Raw genomic sequence first — 17,907 nt, forward strand, 5'->3', positions numbered from 1 at the left:
TCAGTCGCTCGCGGTCCAGGCGCCGTCGACCGTGTGGACGGCGCCGGGGCGGATCTCGACGGCGCCCCAGTGCACGGGCGGTGCCTGGCGTGCCCACTCGATCGCGGCGTCGAGGTCGGGCACGTCGATCACGATCGTCCCGCCGAGCTGGTCCTTGGTGTCGGCGAACGGGCCGTCCTGCACCTGCAGGGCGCCGTCGCGCATCCGCACCGTGGTGCTCGCGACCGACGGCTGCAGCACCTCGCCGGCGATGAGCACGCCCGCTGCGTGGAGCGTCGCGGCGTAGCTCGCGAAGGCGCGCTGGCCCTCGGCGAGCGCCTCGGCGCCGAGCGTCTCCGCGGTGGCCTCGGGGTAGTGCAGCAGCAGCGTGTAGCGCATGGTGGTCCTCCTCGAGCCGGTCTCACGCGACAGCGTAGAGGCCGAGGTGGTGGTGGTGGTGGTGGTCACGGGAGGTCCCTTCGTCGTGGCGGCCGGTGCGGCCGTCGAGGGGATGACGATCGAGCGGCCCGCCGATCGACAGGTCGCGCGGGATCCGCGCGTGGAGCCATCCCGGAGCACGCGGCGCCCATACTGGGACCGACCACACGGACTCGACGGGATGGGGATGCGATGGAGCAGCGGACGCTCGGACGGACGGGGCGCAGCGTCTCGGTGATCGGCCTCGGCACCTGGCAGCTCGGCGCCGACTGGGGCGACGTCAGCGAGCAGGACGCCATCGCCGTGCTGCGCGCGGCGCACGACAGCGGGGTCCGCTTCTTCGACACGGCCGACGTCTACGGCGATGGCCGGAGCGAGCGGATCATCGGCGCGTTCCTGCGCGAGCTGGGCGACCACGACGTGGTCGTCGCGACGAAGGCCGGGCGCCGGGTGGAGCAGCTGCCCGAGCACTACACCCTCGAGCACCTCCGGTCGTGGGTGGACCGGTCGCGCGAGAACCTCGGCGTCGAGCGCCTCGACCTCGTACAGCTCCACTGCCCGCCGACCGCGGTCTACAGCCAGGACGCGGTGTTCGACGCGCTCGACACCCTCGTCGCCGAGGAGCGCATCGCGGCCTACGGCGTGAGCGTCGAGACCCGCGCGGAGGCGCTCGCCGCGATCGCCCGGCCGGGCGTCGCATCCGTGCAGCTGATCCTCAACATGCTGCGGCTCGCGCCGCTCGAGGCTGTGCTGCCCGCTGCCGCCGACGCGAACGTCGGCATCATCGTGCGGGTGCCGCTCGCGAGCGGCCTGCTGTCGGGGAAGTACGACGAGCGCACGACCTTCGCCGAGGACGACCACCGCACCTACAACCGGGAGGGGCAGGCGTTCGACATCGGCGAGACCTTCTCGGGCGTGCCGTTCGAGACGGGCCTCGAGGCGGTCAGGAGGCTCGCGCCGCTCATGCCCGCGGAGGCGACCATGGCGCAGTTCGCGCTCCGTTGGATCATCGACCAGCCGGGGGTCAGCACGGCGATCCCCGGCGCGCGGAGCGTCGAGCAGGCGCGGAGCAACGCTGCCGCCGCGGAGCTGCCGCCGCTGTCGGCAGAGGCGCTCGCGGGCGTCCAGCAGGTCTACGACGAGGTCATCGCCCCGCACGTCGCCGGCCGCTGGTGATGCTCAGCGGGGTCGGCCGTACGCGTCCAGGAGCCGCAGCCACACCTCGCTGATCGTCGGGTACGCGGGCACGGCATGCCACAGCCGGTCGATCGGCACCTCGCCCACGATGGCGATCGTCGCGGCGTGGAGCAGCTCGGCGACGTCCTGGCCCACGAACGTCGCGCCGATGACGACCTGCCGCTGCTCGTCGACGACGAGCTTCGCCCTGCCCGTGTAGCCGTCGGCCTGGAGGCTCGCGCCCGCCACCTGGCCGAGGTCGTGCTCGACCGCCCGGACCTCCATGCCGGCCTCGCGCGCCTGCGCCTCGGTGAGCCCGACGGCGGCCACCTCGGGGTCGGAGAACACCACCCGCGGCACCGCGCCGTGGTCGGCGGTCGCGACGTGCTGCCCCCAGGGGTCGTCGGCGACGGGGGAGCCGTCGAGGCGCGCCGCGATGGCCTCACCGGCCGCCCGCGCCTGGTACTTCCCCTGGTGCGTGAGCAGCGCTCGTCCGTTCGCGTCGCCGACCAGGTAGAGCCAGTCGGTGCCGGCGACGAGCATGGTGTCGTCGACGGCGAGGTCGGTGCCGAGACCGACGTCGTCCAGTCCGAGGTCGTCGAGGGCCGGGCGACGGCCGGTCGCGACGAGGAGCTCCTCGGCCTCGAGCCGGCCGCCGTCCTCGAGCTCGATCGTGACGATCCCGTCGTCGCCTCGGTCCACGCGGGTAGGGGTGGCGCCATCGCGCACGTCCACGCCCTCCTCGACCAGGGCGTCGGCGACGAGGTCGCCGACGAACGGCTCCTCGCGGCGGAGCAGGCCGCCGCGGGCGAGCAGCGTGACGCGAGCGCCCAAGGACGAGAACGCGAAGGCCAGCTCGACGCCGGACACGCCGCCGCCGATGACGACGAGGCGGTCGGGGATCTGATCGGCGGAGGTCGCCTCGCGCGTTCCCCACGGGGCTGCATCCGCGAGGCCGGGGATGTCGGGCATCGTCGGCACCGAGCCGGTCGCGAGCGCGATCGCGCGCGCCGAGCACGTGCGGTCGCCCACCTGCACGAGGCCCTGGCCGACGAGGCGCGCTCGCCCTCGGATCAGGTCGATCCCGGCGGAGGCGACCCAGTCGGCCTGCCCCGAGTCATCCCAGTCGCTCGTGAACGACGTGCGCCGCGCGAGGACGGCGGGAGCGTCGATCCCGCCGGTGACGGCCTCGTGCGCGCCCGCGACGCGGCGGGCGGCGCGGAGCGCGTGACCCGAGCGCAGCAGGGCCTTCGACGGCATGCAGGCCCAGTACGAGCACTCGCCGCCGACGAGCTCGGACTCCACCAGCGCGACCCGAGCCCCGCGCCGCGCGGCGTAGTCGGCCACGTTCTCCCCGACGGCGCCCGCGCCGATGACGATGAGGTCGTAGTCGTGCGAGCCGTGCTCCGAGGTGGTCATGCTGCATCCTCTCGCGCACGTCCGACGTCCGTCGAGCGGCGCGCGTCGCGGGTCCAGCCGGACCGAGCCTCGCGTGCGTCAGAATCGACCCATGCGCGACGAGCCACCGGGTCATCGCGGCGGCGGCTGGGCGGGTGAGTACGCGCTCGTGCTCGGCGTCGTCGCGCTCGTCTGCGCGCTCGTGCCCGTGGTCAGCGACCTCATCGCCGGCCCCCTCGGCGCGGTCGCGATCGTGCTGGGGCTCGTCGGCGTGCGCCGCCACCAGGCGGGTCGCGACCGGCGCGTCGCGCCCGCGATCCTCGGCGTCGTGCTGGGCACGCTCGTGCTCTGCGTCGTCGCGATCATGTTCGCGGCCTCGCACACCTGAGCGGCCTCAGGCCGCGCCCGGCACGCGGACCAGCCTCGACACGGGTCGCGCGGGCCGCGATGATGGACTCGTGCTCGATCCCTCGCTGCTCATCGGCCTGGCATGGGCGGCGGGCATCCTCGTCGTCGGCGGCTTCATCGTCTTCGAGCTGCGCGCGCCCGACCGGCCGGACGGCAGCTCGATCGCTCGCGTCGCGACGGTCGTCGCGATCCCGGTCGCCGTGACCGGGGCTTGCTTCGTGCTGCTCGCGTGGGCGGCGGGGCTGGACTGAGCCCGCCGCGGCGCTCACTCCTCGATCGCGCCGCCGAGGCCCCGCAGGTGCTCGCGGAAGCCGATGCCGCGCTCGCTGCGCGCCGCGAGGTAGGCCGTGAAGCGCAGCTGCTCGCGCAGCGACGTGCCCGACGCCATGGCGGCCGCCTGCCGGCGCTCGGTGTCGCGGATGGCCGCGGCGGCATCCGCCACGGCGCCCGCGTGCTCGAGGCCGACGAGGATGACGCCGTCGTCGTCGATGAGCACGAGGTCGTCGCGGGTCGCCTCGTGCTCGCCGCAGCGTGCGCGCTCGAGCGCGTCCACGGGCTGCGGCTCGGCCGACGCCGGTCCGGTCGGCGACGTGCCGAGGCTCACGATCGGGAGGCCGATCTCGCGCAGCTCCGGGGTGTCGCGGTGGAGGCCCCAGATGGCGACCCCGGCAATCCCGGCGCCGACCGCCTCGAGCGCGACGAGGTCGCCGACGCAGGCCCGATCCGTGCGGCCGCCGTCGTCGACGACGAGCACGTCGCCGGGCTCTGCTTGCTCCATCGCCTCGAGGAACACGTCGACGCTGCCCGTGTGCTGCGCCGGCAGCGCTCGCCCGACGACGTGCACGCCGCTCTGCACGGCGCGCATGCCGCTCGGCGCGCACCGCACGGGCAGCCCGAGGCGCATGCAGGCGTCGGCGACGTGCGGGGTCGACAGCGCTGCGAACGCGGCGAGGAGCTCGGCGGTCACGCTGCTCCGAGCCTCGGGCGTCAGCCCTCGTCGGCGATCGGCTCGAGCGTCAGGAACAGCCCGCCGTAGGGCGGCAGGCTCACGCTGAAGCTCTGCAGGTCGTCGACGTGGCCGATGCTGTCGCCGGTCGCGGCGTCGATGACGTCGCATTGCGTCTGCAGGGCCTCCGAGTGCACGGTGCCCTCGATCGCCTCGCCCGAGAAGTTGAGCACTGTCACCTGGATGCGCGCATCCTCGTCGGTGTGGTCGCCGTCGTCGAGCCGGTGCACGAGCACGAGCATGGCCGGGTGCGCGACGTGCGGCACGTCGAGCTGCGTGGCGGTCGCGATGCCGCCCTCGCGGCGGATCGTGAGCACGTCGGCGAGGCCGTTGAGGAACGAGTCCGGCTGCTCGATCTGCGACGGCAGCGAGCCGTAGAGCGCGCGTCCGCGCGGCATCCCGGCCGCCGATCCCGCGGCGTCGGGCGCCGCATCCATGAGGTCGTGGGCGCCGCGCTCGATCCAGCGGGTGTCGCCGGTCGCGATGAGGTCCTGCACCTGGTCGGCCGGCACGGTGAGCATGCCGGTGAGGTCCCAGCCGGAGAGCGCGAAGACGCCCGGCTGCCACGCGTTGTACTTCGCGAGCAGCAGGTGGGCGTCGCGGATCGCCGGGATCGCGTCGTCGGTGATCTCGTCGAGCGTCGCGAACCCCTGCGTCGCCGCGATGAGCGACGCCGTGGTACAGGCGATGCCGTTCTGCGTGAACACCCGGTTGTAGTCGGCGCTGCCGGTGAGCGCCTCGGTGAGCTCTGCGCGGATGAGCTCGGCGAGCGAGCCGCCGGAGATCTCCTCGTGCCGGAAGACGTAGGTGTCGTCGCGGTGGCGCGTCGCCCAGTGCACGAGCTCGTAGGTGAGCTCGTCGTGGTTCTGCAGCCCGTGCACGAGCCCGACCGGCTCGACGCCGAGCTCGAGCGACGTCATGAGCGTCAGCCGCAGGAACTCCGTGTGGCCGGTCGCGAGCGCGTGGTGGTAGCCCGGGCGGCTGACGAAGTCGTAGGACAGGTCGGCGCCGACGGCACCGGTGTCGCGGATGTCCTCGATCGTCAGGTTGAGCTCCTGGAACGTGAAGCCGCCCACCTTGCGCACCATGCCCGAGATGATGTGGTTCGCCGCGTGCGAGAGCGGGTGCCCCTCCGACCACGCCGGCAGGCCTTCCGCGCTCTTCTCGACGCCGAGGAACCCGTTCGCGTCGAGGCGCAGGGCGCTCGTGCCGAGGTCGCCGAGCGAGTGCAGGGCATCGCCGATGACGAGGCGCATGCCGGCGAAGGTGGGGTCGAGCCAGTTGATCGACGGCTGGCCCTCCTTGAAGTAGTGCAGGTACACCCAGCGGCGCTCGTTGCCGTCGACGCCCAGCACCGGCGCGGTCGCGCTCCAGTTCGTCTCCTTCACGCCCGGCGTGTAGAAGATCACGCGCTGCAGCTCGCCGATGATGTAGCCGCGCTCGGCGAGCTCGCGCTCGCACGCCGCGTCGAGGTTCACCGCGTCGCGGCCCTCCGGCACGTCGGGCAGCAGGTGCCAGTCCTCCGGCGGGATCTCGACCATGTGGTAGATGCCGGGGTAGTCCTTGAACGCCATCTCGGCGAGCCGGAAGTCGGCGCCCTTGCCCGTGTGGCCGGGCACGATGTCGTCGATGATGCTGCCGTTGTGCGAGTCGGCGACGTCGGAGAGCCGGCGGAAGGCCTCCTCGCTGCCGAAGGCCGGGTCGATCTGGGTGCTGATGCGGTCGAAGTGGCCGTCGACGCTCGGCGTCTCGCGCCAGTCGGTGATGCCGCCGGCGCGCTTCACCGGGCCGGTGTGCAGGCCGTTGATGCCGACGTGCTCGAACGCGGCCCAGAGCGCGTCGTCGCCGAGCGCCTCCAGGAACGACTGCCCCGGCCGCGTGATGAGCGAGATCGGGTACGCCGTGAACCAGACGTCGCTCGTGCCGATCGCGCGGCGCGCATCCGGTCGCGCGTAGGGGTTGCGCCACATCGAGGGCTGCCCCGACAGCTGGCGGCTCAGGACGTCGGAGTCCTTGAGCATCGACTGCCGCACGAGCCACTCGACGTACGAGGGGTTCGACGCGTTGGCCGTGCGCGGGTCGGTGCTGAACCGCCGCACGCTGCCGCCGCGGAACTGGTCGCGCGGGCGCAGCCGTCGGGGACGAGCGGGGTAGCGCTGCTCGTCGTAGGTGATCTCGGTGCCGTGCTCGTCGGGCTCATCCACGTGTGCAGTCCTATCACGACAGCTCGGGCGGGACTCGTGTGCGACGCGGTCGGGGCGGATGCGCGCGGGGCGTGCCGCCGCTCGTCGCGCCTGCCAGGATCGTGGCATGCGCGCCCTCATCCTCGACGCCGTCCGCGGCACGCCCGCGGTCCGCGACGTGCCGACGCCCGTGCCGCCGCCCGGCGGCGTCGTGGTGCGGGTGATGGCGACCGGGCTGTGCCGCAGCGACTGGCACGCGTGGGCGGGTCACGACGACATCGACTTCCCGCATGTGCCGGGGCACGAGCTCGCCGGCGTCGTGGCCGCGGTGGCCGACGACGTGGTCGCCTGGCGGGTGGGCGACCGCGTGACGGTGCCCTTCGTGTGCGGCTGCGGCCGGTGCGCGTGGTGCCTCGCGGGCGAGGCGCAGGTGTGCCCGCAGCAGGAGCAGCCCGGCTTCACCCACTGGGGCTCGTTCGCCGAGCAGGTGGCGCTGCACGCCGCGGACGCGAACCTCGTGCGCATCCCCGACGGCGTCGACTTCGCGACCGCCGCGAGCCTCGGCTGCCGCTTCGCGACCGCGTACCGCGCCCTCGTCAGCCGGGCGCGCGTGGAGGCGGGGGAGTGGGTGACCGTCGTGGGCGCGGGCGGCGTCGGGCTCAGCGCCGTGATGATCGCCCGGGCGCTCGGCGCCCGGCCCATCGCGGTCGACCGCAACCCGGCAGCGCTCGAGCTCGCGCTGCAGCTGGGCGCCGAGCACGCCGTGCTCGCCGACGGCACCGACGTGCCCGCCGCGGTCGCAGCGATCACCGGCGGCGGCAGCCACGTCGCGGTCGACGCCGTCGGCAGCGAGCAGACGAGCGCGGATGCCCTGCTGAGCCTGCGCCGGCGCGGACGGCACGTGCAGATCGGCCTGCTGCCGCCCGTCGACGGGCACCCGCGCGTGCCGATGTCGCGCGTCATCGCGTGGGAGCTCGACGTGCTCGGGAGCCACGGGATGGCGGCGCGCGACTACCCGGGGATGCTCGCGCTCATCGAGCGCGGCGTGCTCGCGCCGCAGCGGCTCGTCGAACGGACGGTGGGGCTCGACGAGCTCGTGACGCTGCTGCCCGGGTTCGATCGCGCGACGGCGGCGGGCATCACGATGGTGGACCCCCGCCTGGGCGGACCGGACGCGTAGGACGACCCAGCCCGGCTCGCGTCACCCGGGCTTCGTGGCGCGGATGCGCTCGATCGTGCCCAGCTTCAGGCGCTCGTCCTCGTCGATCCTGAACCCGGCCGCCTCGACGAGCGGGAGCTGCCGACGCGTGAAGTGCTCACCCGCGACCCGCACGCTCACGAGCTCGACGAGCCGCTGGGCCGCGCGCAGCGGCCACGCGCTGCTCGCCACGTGGTCGAGCAGCAGCAGCCGGCCGCCCGGCTCGAGCACGCGGTGCATCTCACGGATGGCGGCGGCGGGCTGCGGGATGCTGCAGAGCGCGAGCGCGCAGACGACCGTGTCGAACGCGGCGTCATCGAAGGGCAGCCGCTGCGCATCAGCCTCGAGCAGCGTCACCGGGCGGCCGAGCGCCGCCATGCGCGAGCGCGCCTCGGCGAGCATGCCTGGGCTGATGTCGACGCCGGTGACGACCGCGTCGGCGGGGTAGTGCGGCACGTTCGTGCCGGTGCCGACCCCGACCTCGAGCACCCGGCCGCGGGCCCGCGCGCCGAGCCACTCGCGGCCGCCGGTGAACCAGACGCGCTCGAGGCGCGCCATGCTCGCGTCGTAGTCGGGCGCCGCGCGATCCCAGACCCGCCGCTGGAGGGCTGCCTCGTCGTCGCCGTCGCGATGCGCCATGCCGTCCTCCTCCGCCGCCGTGGCCGCCGGGCAGCCGCATCCGCGATGGCGTCGACCGGCGGGGCGACCTACGCTGGCACCGTACGCCCGCCGCGGCCATCGCGGGGAGGCCGTGCGCTGATCCGGAGGTGCCCCATGGCCACGACGCGGACGCCCGCACTCCCGCCGCGCTGGTTCATCCGCGGCGCTTGGGTCGCCCATCGGCTGCTCTATCGCACCACCAGGCGCGGGCTGCGGCGCGCGCGCCCCGGCGTCATGGGCATGCTGCGGCTGCGCACGACGGGTCGGCGCTCCGGCGAGGAGCGCAGCGCGATCATCGGCTACATGGACCACGCCGGCGCCTTCGTGACGCTCGCCATGAACGGCTGGGCGGCGGCCGACCCGGCCTGGTGGCTCAACCTGCAGGCGCACCCGGACGCGTGGGCCGACACCGTCGACGGCGTCGTGCGGGTGCGCGCGCGTGAGGCGCTCGGCGACGAGCGCGCCCAGCTGTGGGCGGCGATCGCGCGCCTCGAGGGCTGGGGAGACATCGCTGCAGCCGCGCAGCTGCGGCCGCACACCGCGGTCGTGGTGCTCGAGCGCCTCTGACGCGCCTCGCAGGGACGCGAGCGGCGCACGCACCACAATGGTGGGATGCGCGATCCCGAGCACTGGTCCCTGTCGGCGATGTGGTGGCACGTCTACCCGCTCGGGTTCACGGGCGCGCAGATCCGCGACCGGGAAGATCCCGAGGCCGAGCCGATCGTGCACCGGCTGCCGCGCCTCGAGGCGTGGCTCGACCACGTCGTCGAGCTCGGGCTGAACGGCATCGCGCTCGGTCCGGTCTTCGCGAGCACCACGCACGGCTACGACACGACCGACCACTTCCGCATCGACCCGCGGCTGGGCGATGACGCGGACTTCGACAACCTGGTCGCGGCGGCGCACGAGCGCGGCATCCGCGTGCTGCTCGACGGCGTCTTCAACCACGTGGGGCGCGAGCACCCGGCCTTCCAGGCGGCGCTCGCGGATCCCGGCAGCGATGAGGCGGCGCTCTTCCAGCTCGGCGCGGGCGGCGACGCCGAGGTCTTCGAGGGCCACGAGGCGCTCGTCGCGCTCGACCACGCGGGCGACGCCGCCGCCGAGCTCGTGACGCGCGTCATGCTGCACTGGCTCGGCCGCGGCATCGACGGCTGGCGGCTCGACGCCGCCTACAGCGTGCCGAGCGAGTTCTGGGCGCGCGTGCTGCCCGCGGTGCGCGAGCAGCACCCGGACGCGTGGTTCCTCGGCGAGGTCATCCACGGCGAGTACGCCGAGATCGTCGAGTCGTCGACGATGGACGCGGTCACGCAGTACGAGCTGTGGCAGGGCATCTGGCACAGCCTCGCCGAGCGCAACCTCTTCGAGCTCGAGCACGCGATCGGCCGCCACAACGCGCTGCTCGCGACGTTCGTGCCCTACACCTTCCTCGGCAACCACGACGTGACGCGCATCGCGACCGCGGTCGGCCCCGACCTCGTGCCGCACGCGCTCGCGGTGCTGTGCACGGTCGCGGGCACGCCGTCGGTGTACGCGGGCGACGAGCTGGGCCTCGAGGGGCTGAAGGAGGAGCGCTGGGGCGGCGACGACGCCATCCGGCCGGAGTTCCCCGACCGACCGGCGCCCGCCGACGAGCTCGACGACGCGACGCGCGGCGTGCTCGACCTGCACCGCACCCTGATCGCGATCCGCCGCCGGCACCCATGGCTCACGCGCGCGCACACCGACGTCGTCGCCGTCGAGAACGGGACGATCGTGCTGCGCACGGCGACAGCGGATGCGGCGATCGTCACGGCGCTGAACGTCACCGACGCTGCCGTGCGCCTCCCCGTCGCCGACGCGACGCAGGTGCTCGCCGGTGTCGGCGAGCTCGCGGGCGATCGCGTGGCGCTCCCGCCGCGTGGCTGGGCGGTGCTCAGCAGCTGACGCGCCGCGCCGGCGACTACCGCCGCAGCACGCCCTCGACCTGCGCCCCGAGGTGGTGGCCGTCGCGGTCGATCCAGTAGCGGCGCTGCAGGCGCAGGGCGACGACGCTCGAGGTGGAGCGCACGTCGCGCCGGCTGCCGAGGTCGTCGAGCACGAAGCGCGAGAGGTCGGCGGGACCTGCGAACACGGCGTAGAGGCTCACCGGCGCGTCGCCCGTGACGGTGCTCAGCAGCCGCACGCTGGGGTGGTCGACGAGCGAGTCGAGCAGCGACTGCACCGCTCGTGGCCGCACGTCGATCGAGACGACCGCGTTGAGCGGATAGCCGACGAGCTCCGGCTGGATCTCGACGCGCGGCGAGACGGCACCGGTCGCCAGCAGCATCCGGATGGCCCGTGACGCCGTCGACGGGGAGGTGCCGACCTGCCGCGCCACCTCGGCCGCCGAGACGCGCGCGTTCGCGCCGAGCGCCCGCATCGTCTGGAACTCCAGCTCGGACAGGTCGTCGAGGCTCCGCAGCGGCGGCTCCGAGACGGGGGTGCGGTGCTGCTCGAGCGTCGCGACCTGCTCGTCGGCCAGCCGCTGGAACCGCCACGACTGGCCGACCTTGGCCGACTCGAGGATCATGCGGCTGTCGATCGCGCGCACGCCGGGGATGGACGGGATGCGCTCGGTGAGCAGCTCCTCCGGGTCGGAGCCGCGCAGCGGGTAGAGGTTGGCGTAGATGTCGGCCGGTCCGCTGGCGTGCATCGCGAACTGCACATCCGGGATGCGCAGCAGCTGCTCGAGCACCGCGCGGGACTCGCCGGGCGCCGAGGTGATCCAGAGCTCGAAGGGGTTGCTCGAGGTGATGAGCTGCCACGCGTAGCGGCCGACCGTGCGGAGCAGGTGGTCCTGCTGCATGCGCGCCAGCCGGCGGTTCGCGGTGCTCGTGGGCATGCCGAGGACGTCGGCGAGCACTGCCGTCGGCACGCGCGGCGCGATGTGCAGCGCGGCGACGATGTCGAGGTCGGTCGCGTCGAGGAGGGCCGGGAGCTCGCCGGGCGGGAAGCGCTGCATGGCCTCACGATACCGATGGCGCGGCGTCGCGGCCGGAGCAGTTGGCGAAGATTGCCGTTACATGCGCCAAACATGATCGGAATGCCCATGACGCTTGCGTCGCGCTACCGTTCTGCCTACAGTTGGCGGAGATGGTGACGCGGAAGCGGCATCGATCGCCTCAAGGGAGAGCACATGGAATCGCAGCAGCCGTGGCAGTGGACCGAAGCGGAGTGGCGCTCGCACGTCGAGCACGTGCGCGCCGGCGCATCGCTCGTGAGCGACGACCCCGCAGCCCGATGGCCCGAGGGCGCGCGCGTCGCGGTCGCCCTGTCGTTCGACTCCGACCACGAGACGCCGTCGCTGCGCGACGGCGAGACGTCACCCGGCCGGATGGCCCAGGGGGAGTACGGCGCGCGCGTCGCGGTGCCGCGCATCCTCGAGCTGCTGCGCCGCCACGAGGCGCCCGCCTCGTTCTACATGCCCGCCGTCTGCGCCCTGCTGCGCCCCGACGAGGCGCCCGGCTACGTCGCCGCGGGCCACGAGCTCGCGGTCCACGGCTGGATCCACGAGCGCAACACGGCGCTCACGTACGAGGACGAGCTCGACCTCGTCGGTCGCAGCCTCGACGTGCTCGAGTCGCAGACCGGTGTGCGACCCACCGGCATCCGCACCCCGTCGTGGGACTTCTCCGGGAGCACGCTGCGCGTCATCCGCGAGCTCGGCTTCGCGTACGACTCGTCGCTCATGGCCGACTCGGAGCCCTACGAGCTGCTCGAGCGCGGCGAGCGGACAGGCGTCGTCGAGATCCCCGTCGAGTGGATCCGCGACGACGCGCCGTACCTGATGATGGACCGCTTCGGCGGCCTCCGCCCCCACATGCCGCCCCGCCAGCTGACGCAGATCTGGATCGACGAGTTCGATGCAGCGCGCGCGGAGGGCGGCCTCTTCCAGCTCACGATGCACCCGCACATCATCGGGCACCGCTCGCGGATCCGGATCCTGGACGACCTCCTGGCCCACATCCGCTCCTTCGACGACGTCTGGATCGGCACGCACGCCGACCTCGCATCGCACGTCCGCACCCTCCTCTGACCCGCAGCACCTCGAGAGAAGCAGCCATGACCACCACCATCAGCGAGACCGTCCACCAGACGAAGCTCAGCAAGAAGGGCCGCAAGGCCATCGTCGCCGGCAGCATCGGCAACGCCGTCGAGTTCGTCGACTGGGCGATCTACTCGACCTTCTCGTCGATCTTCGCCCACCACTTCTTCCCGCCGGGCGACGACATCGCGGCCCTGCTCTCGACCCTCGCGATCTTCGCCGTCGGCTTCATCATGCGCCCTGTGGGCGCGGCCGTCATGGGCTCGTACGCCGATCGCCACGGTCGCAAGCGGGGGCTGCTCTTCACGATCACCCTGATGGCCGTCGCCACCCTCGCGATCGGCCTCGCGCCCACCTACGAGCAGGTCGGCATCGCGGCGCCGCTGCTGCTGGTGCTCGCGCGCCTCGCGCAGGGCTTCGCCGCGGGCGGCGAGTTCGGCTCGGCCTCCGCCTTCCTGGTGGAGTCGGCCGCGCCCAAGCGCCGGGCCTTCGCCGGCTCGTGGCAGCAGGTCTCGGTGGCCGCCGGCGTGCTCATCGCCTCCGGCGTCGGCACCGTCATCACCACGACGCTGCCGGACGACGCGATCGACAGCTACGGCTGGCGCATCGCCTTCATCTTCGCCGCGTCGCTCGGCTTCGTCGGGCTGTGGCTGCGCCGCTCGGTCGAGGAGACCGACTCGTTCGCGACGGGCAAGCAACGCGTGCAGCAGGCCGCGTCGCCGCGTCGCCACAACGCCTTCGTCCGCATGATCGTCGACCACCCGGGTGCGAGCCTGCGCGTCTTCGGCATCACCATCGCCGGCACGCTGCTCTACTACATGTGGGTCAACTTCATGCCGACGTACGCGTCGGTGACCACGGGCATCCCGCTGAACCTCGCCCTGCTCGCCAACGTCATCGCCATGATCGTCTTCATCGTGCTGCTGCCGTTCGGCGGCCTGCTGTCCGACAAGATCGGGCGCAAGCCCACGATGGCGATGTTCGCCGGCGGCTTCCTGATCTTCGCCTGGCCCGCCTTCACGCTGCTCAACGGTGACTTCTGGACCCTGCTCGCCATCGAGCTCATCGGCGTCGTCCTGCTCGTCGGCTACTCGGCGAACTGCGCGGTCATCATGGCCGAGCAGTTCCCGCCGGAGGTCCGCGCCACCGGCATCGGCCTGCCCTACGCGCTCGCCGTCGCGATCTTCGGCGGCACCGCGCCCTACATCACGACCTGGATGAACACGAGCGGATTCGGCGACTGGGTGTGGGCATACGCGTCCGCCGCTGCCGCCATCGGCCTCGTCGTGTATCTCACGATGCCGGAGACCAAGGGCAAGGAGCTCGATTGATGCGCCACGTGCTCGTCACCGGCGCCGGCAGCGGGATCGGCAGGGAGGTCGCCATCGCGTTCGCGCGCGGCGGCGACGCCCTGACGCTCGTCGACCTGCACGCGGCACCGCTCGAGGAGACCGCGCAGGCCGTGCGCGCCGCCGGGGGAGCGTCGTGCACCACGATCGCGGCCGACCTGCGCGGCGAGCACGCGCACGTCGAGGTGATGGACGCCGCCTGGGCGCACGCCCCCGTCGACGTGCTCGTCTCGAGCGCGGGGGTCTACCCGGCGACGCCCTTCCTCGAGCTCGACGCGCGTACGTGGGACTTCGTGCTCGACGTCAACAGCCGAGCACCGGTGCTGCTCACGGTCGCCCTCGCCACCCGCGCGATCGCGGCGGGCAGGCAGGCGAGCGTCGTCAACATCTCGTCGGGCGCGGCACTGCGCGCCCGACCGGGTGCGGCGCCGTACTCGACGTCGAAGGCCGCGCTCGAGGCGGCGACGCGCGCCTCGGCGCTCGAGCTCGGCCAGCACGGCATCCGCGTGAACGCGGTCGCGCCCGGCTTCGTCGAGGTCGACAGCGACGTCAACCCCGTGACCGAGGAGTACGCCGACGCCGTCGGCGGCACGCCGCTCGGCCGGCGCGGGAAGCCCGCCGACATCGCACGCGCGGTCGTGTGGATCGCCGGCGACGAGGCGGAGTGGATCACCGGCGAGGTGCTGCGCGTGGACGGCGGATCGTCCACCGGCGCATGGCACCTGCCGCAGCATTGGACGGCCATCGGCCAGGAGGAGGGTCTCGCATGACCTCGCAGTACACGATCGTCGGCGCGGGCGCCATCGGGGGCACCCTCGCGGTGCACCTGCACCTCGCGGGAGCCGACGTGCAGCTCATCGACGCCGACGCCGCCCACGTCGCGGCCGTGCGCGAGCACGGCCTGCGCATCGAGCAGCCGAGCGGCGCGCTGCGCGCGCGGCTGCCGATCAGCACCCCGGACGAGGCGCCCGATCAGCTCGGCGCCGTGCTGCTCGCGGTGAAGGCGCAGGCGACCGACGGCGTCGCCGCCTGGATCGCGCCGCGGCTCGCCGACGACGGCTGGGTCGCGTCGATGCAGAACGGCCTCAACGAGGCGACGATCGCCTCGCACGTCGGGGCCGATCGGACCGTGGCCGCGTTCGTCGACCTCTTCGCCGACGTGATCGGCCCCGGGGTCGTGCAGGACGGCGGGATCGGCGCGATCGCGCTCGGCGAGCACGCCGGCCCGGTGAGCGACCGCGTGCGCACCCTCGCCCACGACCTCCGGCACTGGGGCGAGCCGATCGTCACCGACAACGTCGACGGCTTCCTCTGGTCGAAGCTCGGCTTCGGCGCGATGCTCGTCGCGACCGCGCTCGCCGACGCCGACATGGGCGACCTCATCGACCGGCACCGCACGGGCATGCACGCGCTCGTGCGCGAGGTGCTGTCCGTCGCGACCGCGGAGGGCATCGCCCTCGAGGGGTTCGACGCCTTCGTGCCGGGCGACTACCTCGCCGGCGACGCCGAGGCTGACGCCGCGACCGACGGCCTCGTCGCGTGGCTCGCCACGCAGACGAAGAAGCGGTCCGGGATCTGGCGCGACATCGCCGTGCGCGGTCGTCGCACCGAGGTGCCGACGCAGTACGGACCGGTCGTGGCCGCGGGGGAGCGGCACGGCATCCCGACGCCGCTCACCGCCTGGCTCGTCGACGCGATCGTGCGGCTCGAGACGGGCGCGATCGCGATGGACGAGGCGCACCTCGCAGAGCTCGACGGGATGGCGGCAGCATGAGCGCGGTCCGCACGTACATCGAGGATGCGCGCGACGCGATGGTCGCCGACCTCGTCGCGTACCTCGAGCAGGAGACGCCCTCGGACGACCGCGCCGCACTCGACGCGGGGCTCGACTGGGTGCGCGGCTGGGTCGCCGAGCGCCTGGGCGCGCCCGATGCCGAGCGGATCGTCGACGGCGGCCCCCACGGCGACATCGCGATCCTCGACATCGCCGCGAGCGGCGGCGCCGGGCAGGTCGCGATCCTCTGCCACTACGACACGGTCTGGCCGCTCGGCACGCTCGCCGGCTGGCCCGTCAGCATCGAGGGCGACCGGCTGACCGGTCCCGGCGCGTTCGACATGAAGTCGGGGCTCGTGCAGGCGGTCTGGGCCATCCGCGCCGCCCGCGCCGCCGGGCTGCCCCTGCCCGCCATCCGCCTCGTGCTCAACGGCGACGAGGAGATCGGGTCGCCCGCCTCCCGCCCCGCGATCGAGGCGGAGGTCGTCGACTGCGACGCGGTGCTCGTCTTCGAGGCGAGCGCGGAGGGCGCGCTCAAGACGGCGCGGAAGGGCGTCGGCATCTTCGAGGTGACGGCGCGGGGCATCGAGGGCCACGCGGGCCTCGACCCCGAGCGCGGCGTGAGCGCGATCGACGAGATCGCGCGCGTGGTGCTCGCGCTGCACGGCGCGAGCGACCTCGCCGCGGGCACGAGCGTCAACGTCGGCACGCTGCACGGCGGCTCGCGATCGAACGTCACGGCGGGCACGGCGACGGCGCTCGTCGACGTGCGCGTGTCGGACGACGCGGAGCGGGCCAGGATCGACGCGCTGCTCGCGGAGCTCGCCCCGCACCGCGACGGCGCCTCCGTCGAGGTCGCCGGCGGCTGGAACCGCCCGGTGATGCCGCGGTCCGACGGCACCGCGCGGCTGTTCGCGCTCGCCGAGTCGGCCGCGGAGGAGCTCGGCACGGTGGTGCGCGAGATCTCGGTCGGCGGCGCGAGCGACGGCAACTTCGCCGCAGCGCTCGGGCTGCCCGTCCTCGACGGCCTCGGCGCGGTCGGCGACGGCGCGCACGCGCGGCACGAGTGGATCAGCATCGACGGGATGCTCGAGCGCAGCGCCATCGCGGCGCTCGTGCTGGGGCGGCTCGGGAGCGCCGAGCCCGTGGCCGAGGCGGCGTCGGCGGCGTCCCGGTGAGCGCGCGGTCGATCACCGATCCCATCGAGGTGCGCGGCCTGCGCGTGCGCAACCGCATCTGGATCGCACCGATGTGCCAGTACTCGGTGATGGCCTACGACGGCGTCCCGACCGCATGGCACCGGGTGCACTACGGCGCGCTCGCGTCCGGCGGCACCGGGATGCTCGTGGTCGAGGCGACCGCGGTCGTGCCGGAGGGGCGGATCACCCGGCAGGACACCGGGCTGTGGAACGACGAGCAGCGCGACGCCTGGCGGCCGATCGTCGACTTCGCGCACCAGGCGGGTGCCGCGATCGGGGTGCAGCTCAGCCACGCCGGCGCCAAGGCCAGCACCTTCGCCGGGTTCGGCAGGGACGGCGATCGCCGCGGCTCCGTGCCGATCGACGACGGCGGTTGGCAGACGGTCTCCGCGTCGGACGAGGCGATCCTCGGCCTCGCGGCGCCGCGGGCGCTCGCCACGAGCGAGCTGGACGGGATCGTCGCGGCCTTCGTCGCGGCGGCCCACCGCGCGGTCGAGGCCGGCTTCGACGTCGTCGAGGTGCACGGCGCGCACGGCTACCTGCTGCACCAGTTCCTCTCGCCGCTGACCAACCGCCGCACCGACGGGTACGGCGGCGACCTCGCCGGGCGCGCGAGGCTGCTGCTCGACGTCGTGCGCGCCATCCGCGCCGAGCTGCCGGCGCTGCCGGTGCTCGTGCGCCTCTCGGCGACCGACTGGACCGACGGCGGGCTCGACGAGCAGCAGGCGGCGCAGGTCGCGGCCTGGGCGCTCGAGGCGGGCGCAGATTTCGTCGACGCGTCGTCCGGCGGGGTCGTGCTCGCCGAGATCCCGGTCGGCCCCGGCTACCAGGTGCACCTCGCCGAGCGCATCGCCGCAGAGGGCGTGCCGGTGTCGGCCGTCGGCCTCATCGAGACCGCGGAGCAGGCGAACGCCGTGCTGCGCGGCGGCGTCGCGGCGGTGCGCGTGGGGCGAGCGGCGCTCCGCGACCCGAACCTGCCGATCCGCTGGGCGGGGGAGCTCGGCGTCGACGTCGACTGGCATCCGCAGCAGTACCGGCGCGCGTACTGAGCGACGTCCCGTCACCGACGGGTGGCC

At 73.7% G+C, this 17,907-nt stretch carries 18 protein-coding genes; 12 read left to right on the plus strand and 6 right to left on the minus strand.

Annotated elements, in window-relative coordinates:
* Complete coding sequence (locus ACVWW9_RS11565) at window positions 1-447, minus strand: YciI family protein (protein WP_456515631.1); 447 nt, start codon at window positions 445-447, stop codon at window positions 1-3.
* 162 nt (window positions 448-609) lie between these two features.
* On the opposite strand from ACVWW9_RS11565, the gene ACVWW9_RS11570 reads away from it, so the two are divergent.
* A complete protein-coding gene (locus ACVWW9_RS11570) occupies window positions 610-1,593 on the plus strand; it encodes an aldo/keto reductase (RefSeq protein ID WP_456515632.1) in 984 nt (327 codons plus the stop codon).
* Between the two features lie 3 nt (window positions 1,594-1,596).
* Here the strand turns inward: ACVWW9_RS11570 and ACVWW9_RS11575 are convergent, their stop codons facing one another.
* Window positions 1,597-3,012, minus strand: coding sequence for a dihydrolipoyl dehydrogenase family protein (locus ACVWW9_RS11575; RefSeq protein ID WP_456515633.1), 1,416 nt, complete (start codon window positions 3,010-3,012; stop codon window positions 1,597-1,599).
* Between the two features lie 91 nt (window positions 3,013-3,103).
* On the opposite strand from ACVWW9_RS11575, the gene ACVWW9_RS11580 reads away from it, so the two are divergent.
* Together ACVWW9_RS11580 and ACVWW9_RS11585 are read left to right on the plus strand one after the other, a co-directional pair.
* Window positions 3,104-3,379: a hypothetical protein gene (locus ACVWW9_RS11580; RefSeq protein ID WP_354261019.1), complete on the plus strand. Its 276-nt coding sequence runs from the start codon at window positions 3,104-3,106 to the stop codon at window positions 3,377-3,379.
* 70 nt (window positions 3,380-3,449) lie between these two features.
* Entirely contained in the window at window positions 3,450-3,650 is a 201-nt protein-coding gene (locus ACVWW9_RS11585) for a hypothetical protein (RefSeq protein ID WP_354261017.1), read from the plus strand.
* Between the two features lie 14 nt (window positions 3,651-3,664).
* On the opposite strand, the gene ACVWW9_RS11590 is transcribed toward ACVWW9_RS11585, so the two are convergent.
* Both ACVWW9_RS11590 and treS read right to left on the minus strand, forming a co-directional pair.
* Complete coding sequence (locus ACVWW9_RS11590) at window positions 3,665-4,366, minus strand: RraA family protein (protein WP_456515634.1); 702 nt, start codon at window positions 4,364-4,366, stop codon at window positions 3,665-3,667.
* Between the two features lie 20 nt (window positions 4,367-4,386).
* The gene (gene treS / locus ACVWW9_RS11595) at window positions 4,387-6,717 is read right to left on the minus strand and encodes a maltose alpha-D-glucosyltransferase (protein WP_456515635.1); all 2,331 of its coding nucleotides are present in this window, start codon (window positions 6,715-6,717) and stop codon (window positions 4,387-4,389) included.
* On the opposite strand from treS, the gene ACVWW9_RS11600 reads away from it, so the two are divergent.
* Window positions 6,716-7,768, plus strand: a complete 1,053-nt coding sequence (locus ACVWW9_RS11600) for a zinc-binding dehydrogenase (RefSeq protein ID WP_354261011.1) — start codon at window positions 6,716-6,718, stop codon at window positions 7,766-7,768. The two genes, treS and ACVWW9_RS11600, sit on opposite strands and share 2 nt — an antisense overlap.
* Window positions 7,769-7,789: 21 nt before the next feature.
* Here ACVWW9_RS11600 and ACVWW9_RS11605 read toward each other — a convergent pair whose 3' ends face one another.
* Entirely contained in the window at window positions 7,790-8,425 is a 636-nt protein-coding gene (locus ACVWW9_RS11605; RefSeq protein ID WP_456515636.1) for a class I SAM-dependent methyltransferase, read from the minus strand.
* 135 nt (window positions 8,426-8,560) lie between these two features.
* On the opposite strand from ACVWW9_RS11605, the gene ACVWW9_RS11610 reads away from it, so the two are divergent.
* Window positions 8,561-9,013: a nitroreductase family deazaflavin-dependent oxidoreductase gene (locus tag ACVWW9_RS11610; protein ID WP_456515637.1), complete on the plus strand. Its 453-nt coding sequence runs from the start codon at window positions 8,561-8,563 to the stop codon at window positions 9,011-9,013.
* A gap of 45 nt (window positions 9,014-9,058) precedes the next feature.
* Window positions 9,059-10,369 (plus strand): alpha-amylase family glycosyl hydrolase, encoded by a 1,311-nt coding sequence (locus tag ACVWW9_RS11615; protein WP_456515638.1) that lies wholly within the window; start codon window positions 9,059-9,061, stop codon window positions 10,367-10,369.
* Window positions 10,370-10,385: 16 nt separating this feature from the next.
* On the opposite strand, the gene ACVWW9_RS11620 is transcribed toward ACVWW9_RS11615, so the two are convergent.
* Complete coding sequence (locus tag ACVWW9_RS11620) at window positions 10,386-11,426, minus strand: Lrp/AsnC family transcriptional regulator (RefSeq protein ID WP_354261003.1); 1,041 nt, start codon at window positions 11,424-11,426, stop codon at window positions 10,386-10,388.
* A 174-nt stretch (window positions 11,427-11,600) separates the two neighbouring features.
* Between ACVWW9_RS11620 and ACVWW9_RS11625 the strand changes: the two genes are divergently transcribed.
* From ACVWW9_RS11625 to ACVWW9_RS11650, 6 genes are read left to right on the plus strand one after another with little or no spacing between them, the layout of a single operon-like run.
* Window positions 11,601-12,500 carry a polysaccharide deacetylase family protein gene (locus tag ACVWW9_RS11625; protein ID WP_456515639.1) on the plus strand — a complete coding sequence of 300 codons (900 nt, stop codon included), beginning with the start codon at window positions 11,601-11,603 and terminating at the stop codon, window positions 12,498-12,500.
* A 26-nt stretch (window positions 12,501-12,526) separates the two neighbouring features.
* A complete protein-coding gene (locus tag ACVWW9_RS11630; RefSeq protein ID WP_354261001.1) occupies window positions 12,527-13,840 on the plus strand; it encodes an MFS transporter in 1,314 nt (437 codons plus the stop codon).
* Window positions 13,840-14,628, plus strand: a complete 789-nt coding sequence (locus ACVWW9_RS11635; RefSeq protein WP_456515640.1) for an SDR family NAD(P)-dependent oxidoreductase — start codon at window positions 13,840-13,842, stop codon at window positions 14,626-14,628. Before ACVWW9_RS11630 ends, ACVWW9_RS11635 begins: the two co-directional genes overlap by 1 nt.
* The gene (locus ACVWW9_RS11640; protein WP_456515641.1) at window positions 14,625-15,632 is read left to right on the plus strand and encodes a ketopantoate reductase family protein; all 1,008 of its coding nucleotides are present in this window, start codon (window positions 14,625-14,627) and stop codon (window positions 15,630-15,632) included. Before ACVWW9_RS11635 ends, ACVWW9_RS11640 begins: the two co-directional genes overlap by 4 nt.
* Window positions 15,629-16,810 (plus strand): M20 family metallopeptidase, encoded by a 1,182-nt coding sequence (locus ACVWW9_RS11645; protein WP_456515642.1) that lies wholly within the window; start codon window positions 15,629-15,631, stop codon window positions 16,808-16,810. The genes ACVWW9_RS11640 and ACVWW9_RS11645 overlap by 4 nt, the downstream gene beginning before the upstream one ends.
* Window positions 16,807-17,880 (plus strand): oxidoreductase, encoded by a 1,074-nt coding sequence (locus tag ACVWW9_RS11650; protein WP_456515643.1) that lies wholly within the window; start codon window positions 16,807-16,809, stop codon window positions 17,878-17,880. Before ACVWW9_RS11645 ends, ACVWW9_RS11650 begins: the two co-directional genes overlap by 4 nt.
* The last annotated feature ends 27 nt before the right edge of the window (window positions 17,881-17,907 follow it).

The organism is Agrococcus sp. UYP33 (genome assembly GCF_054060915.1).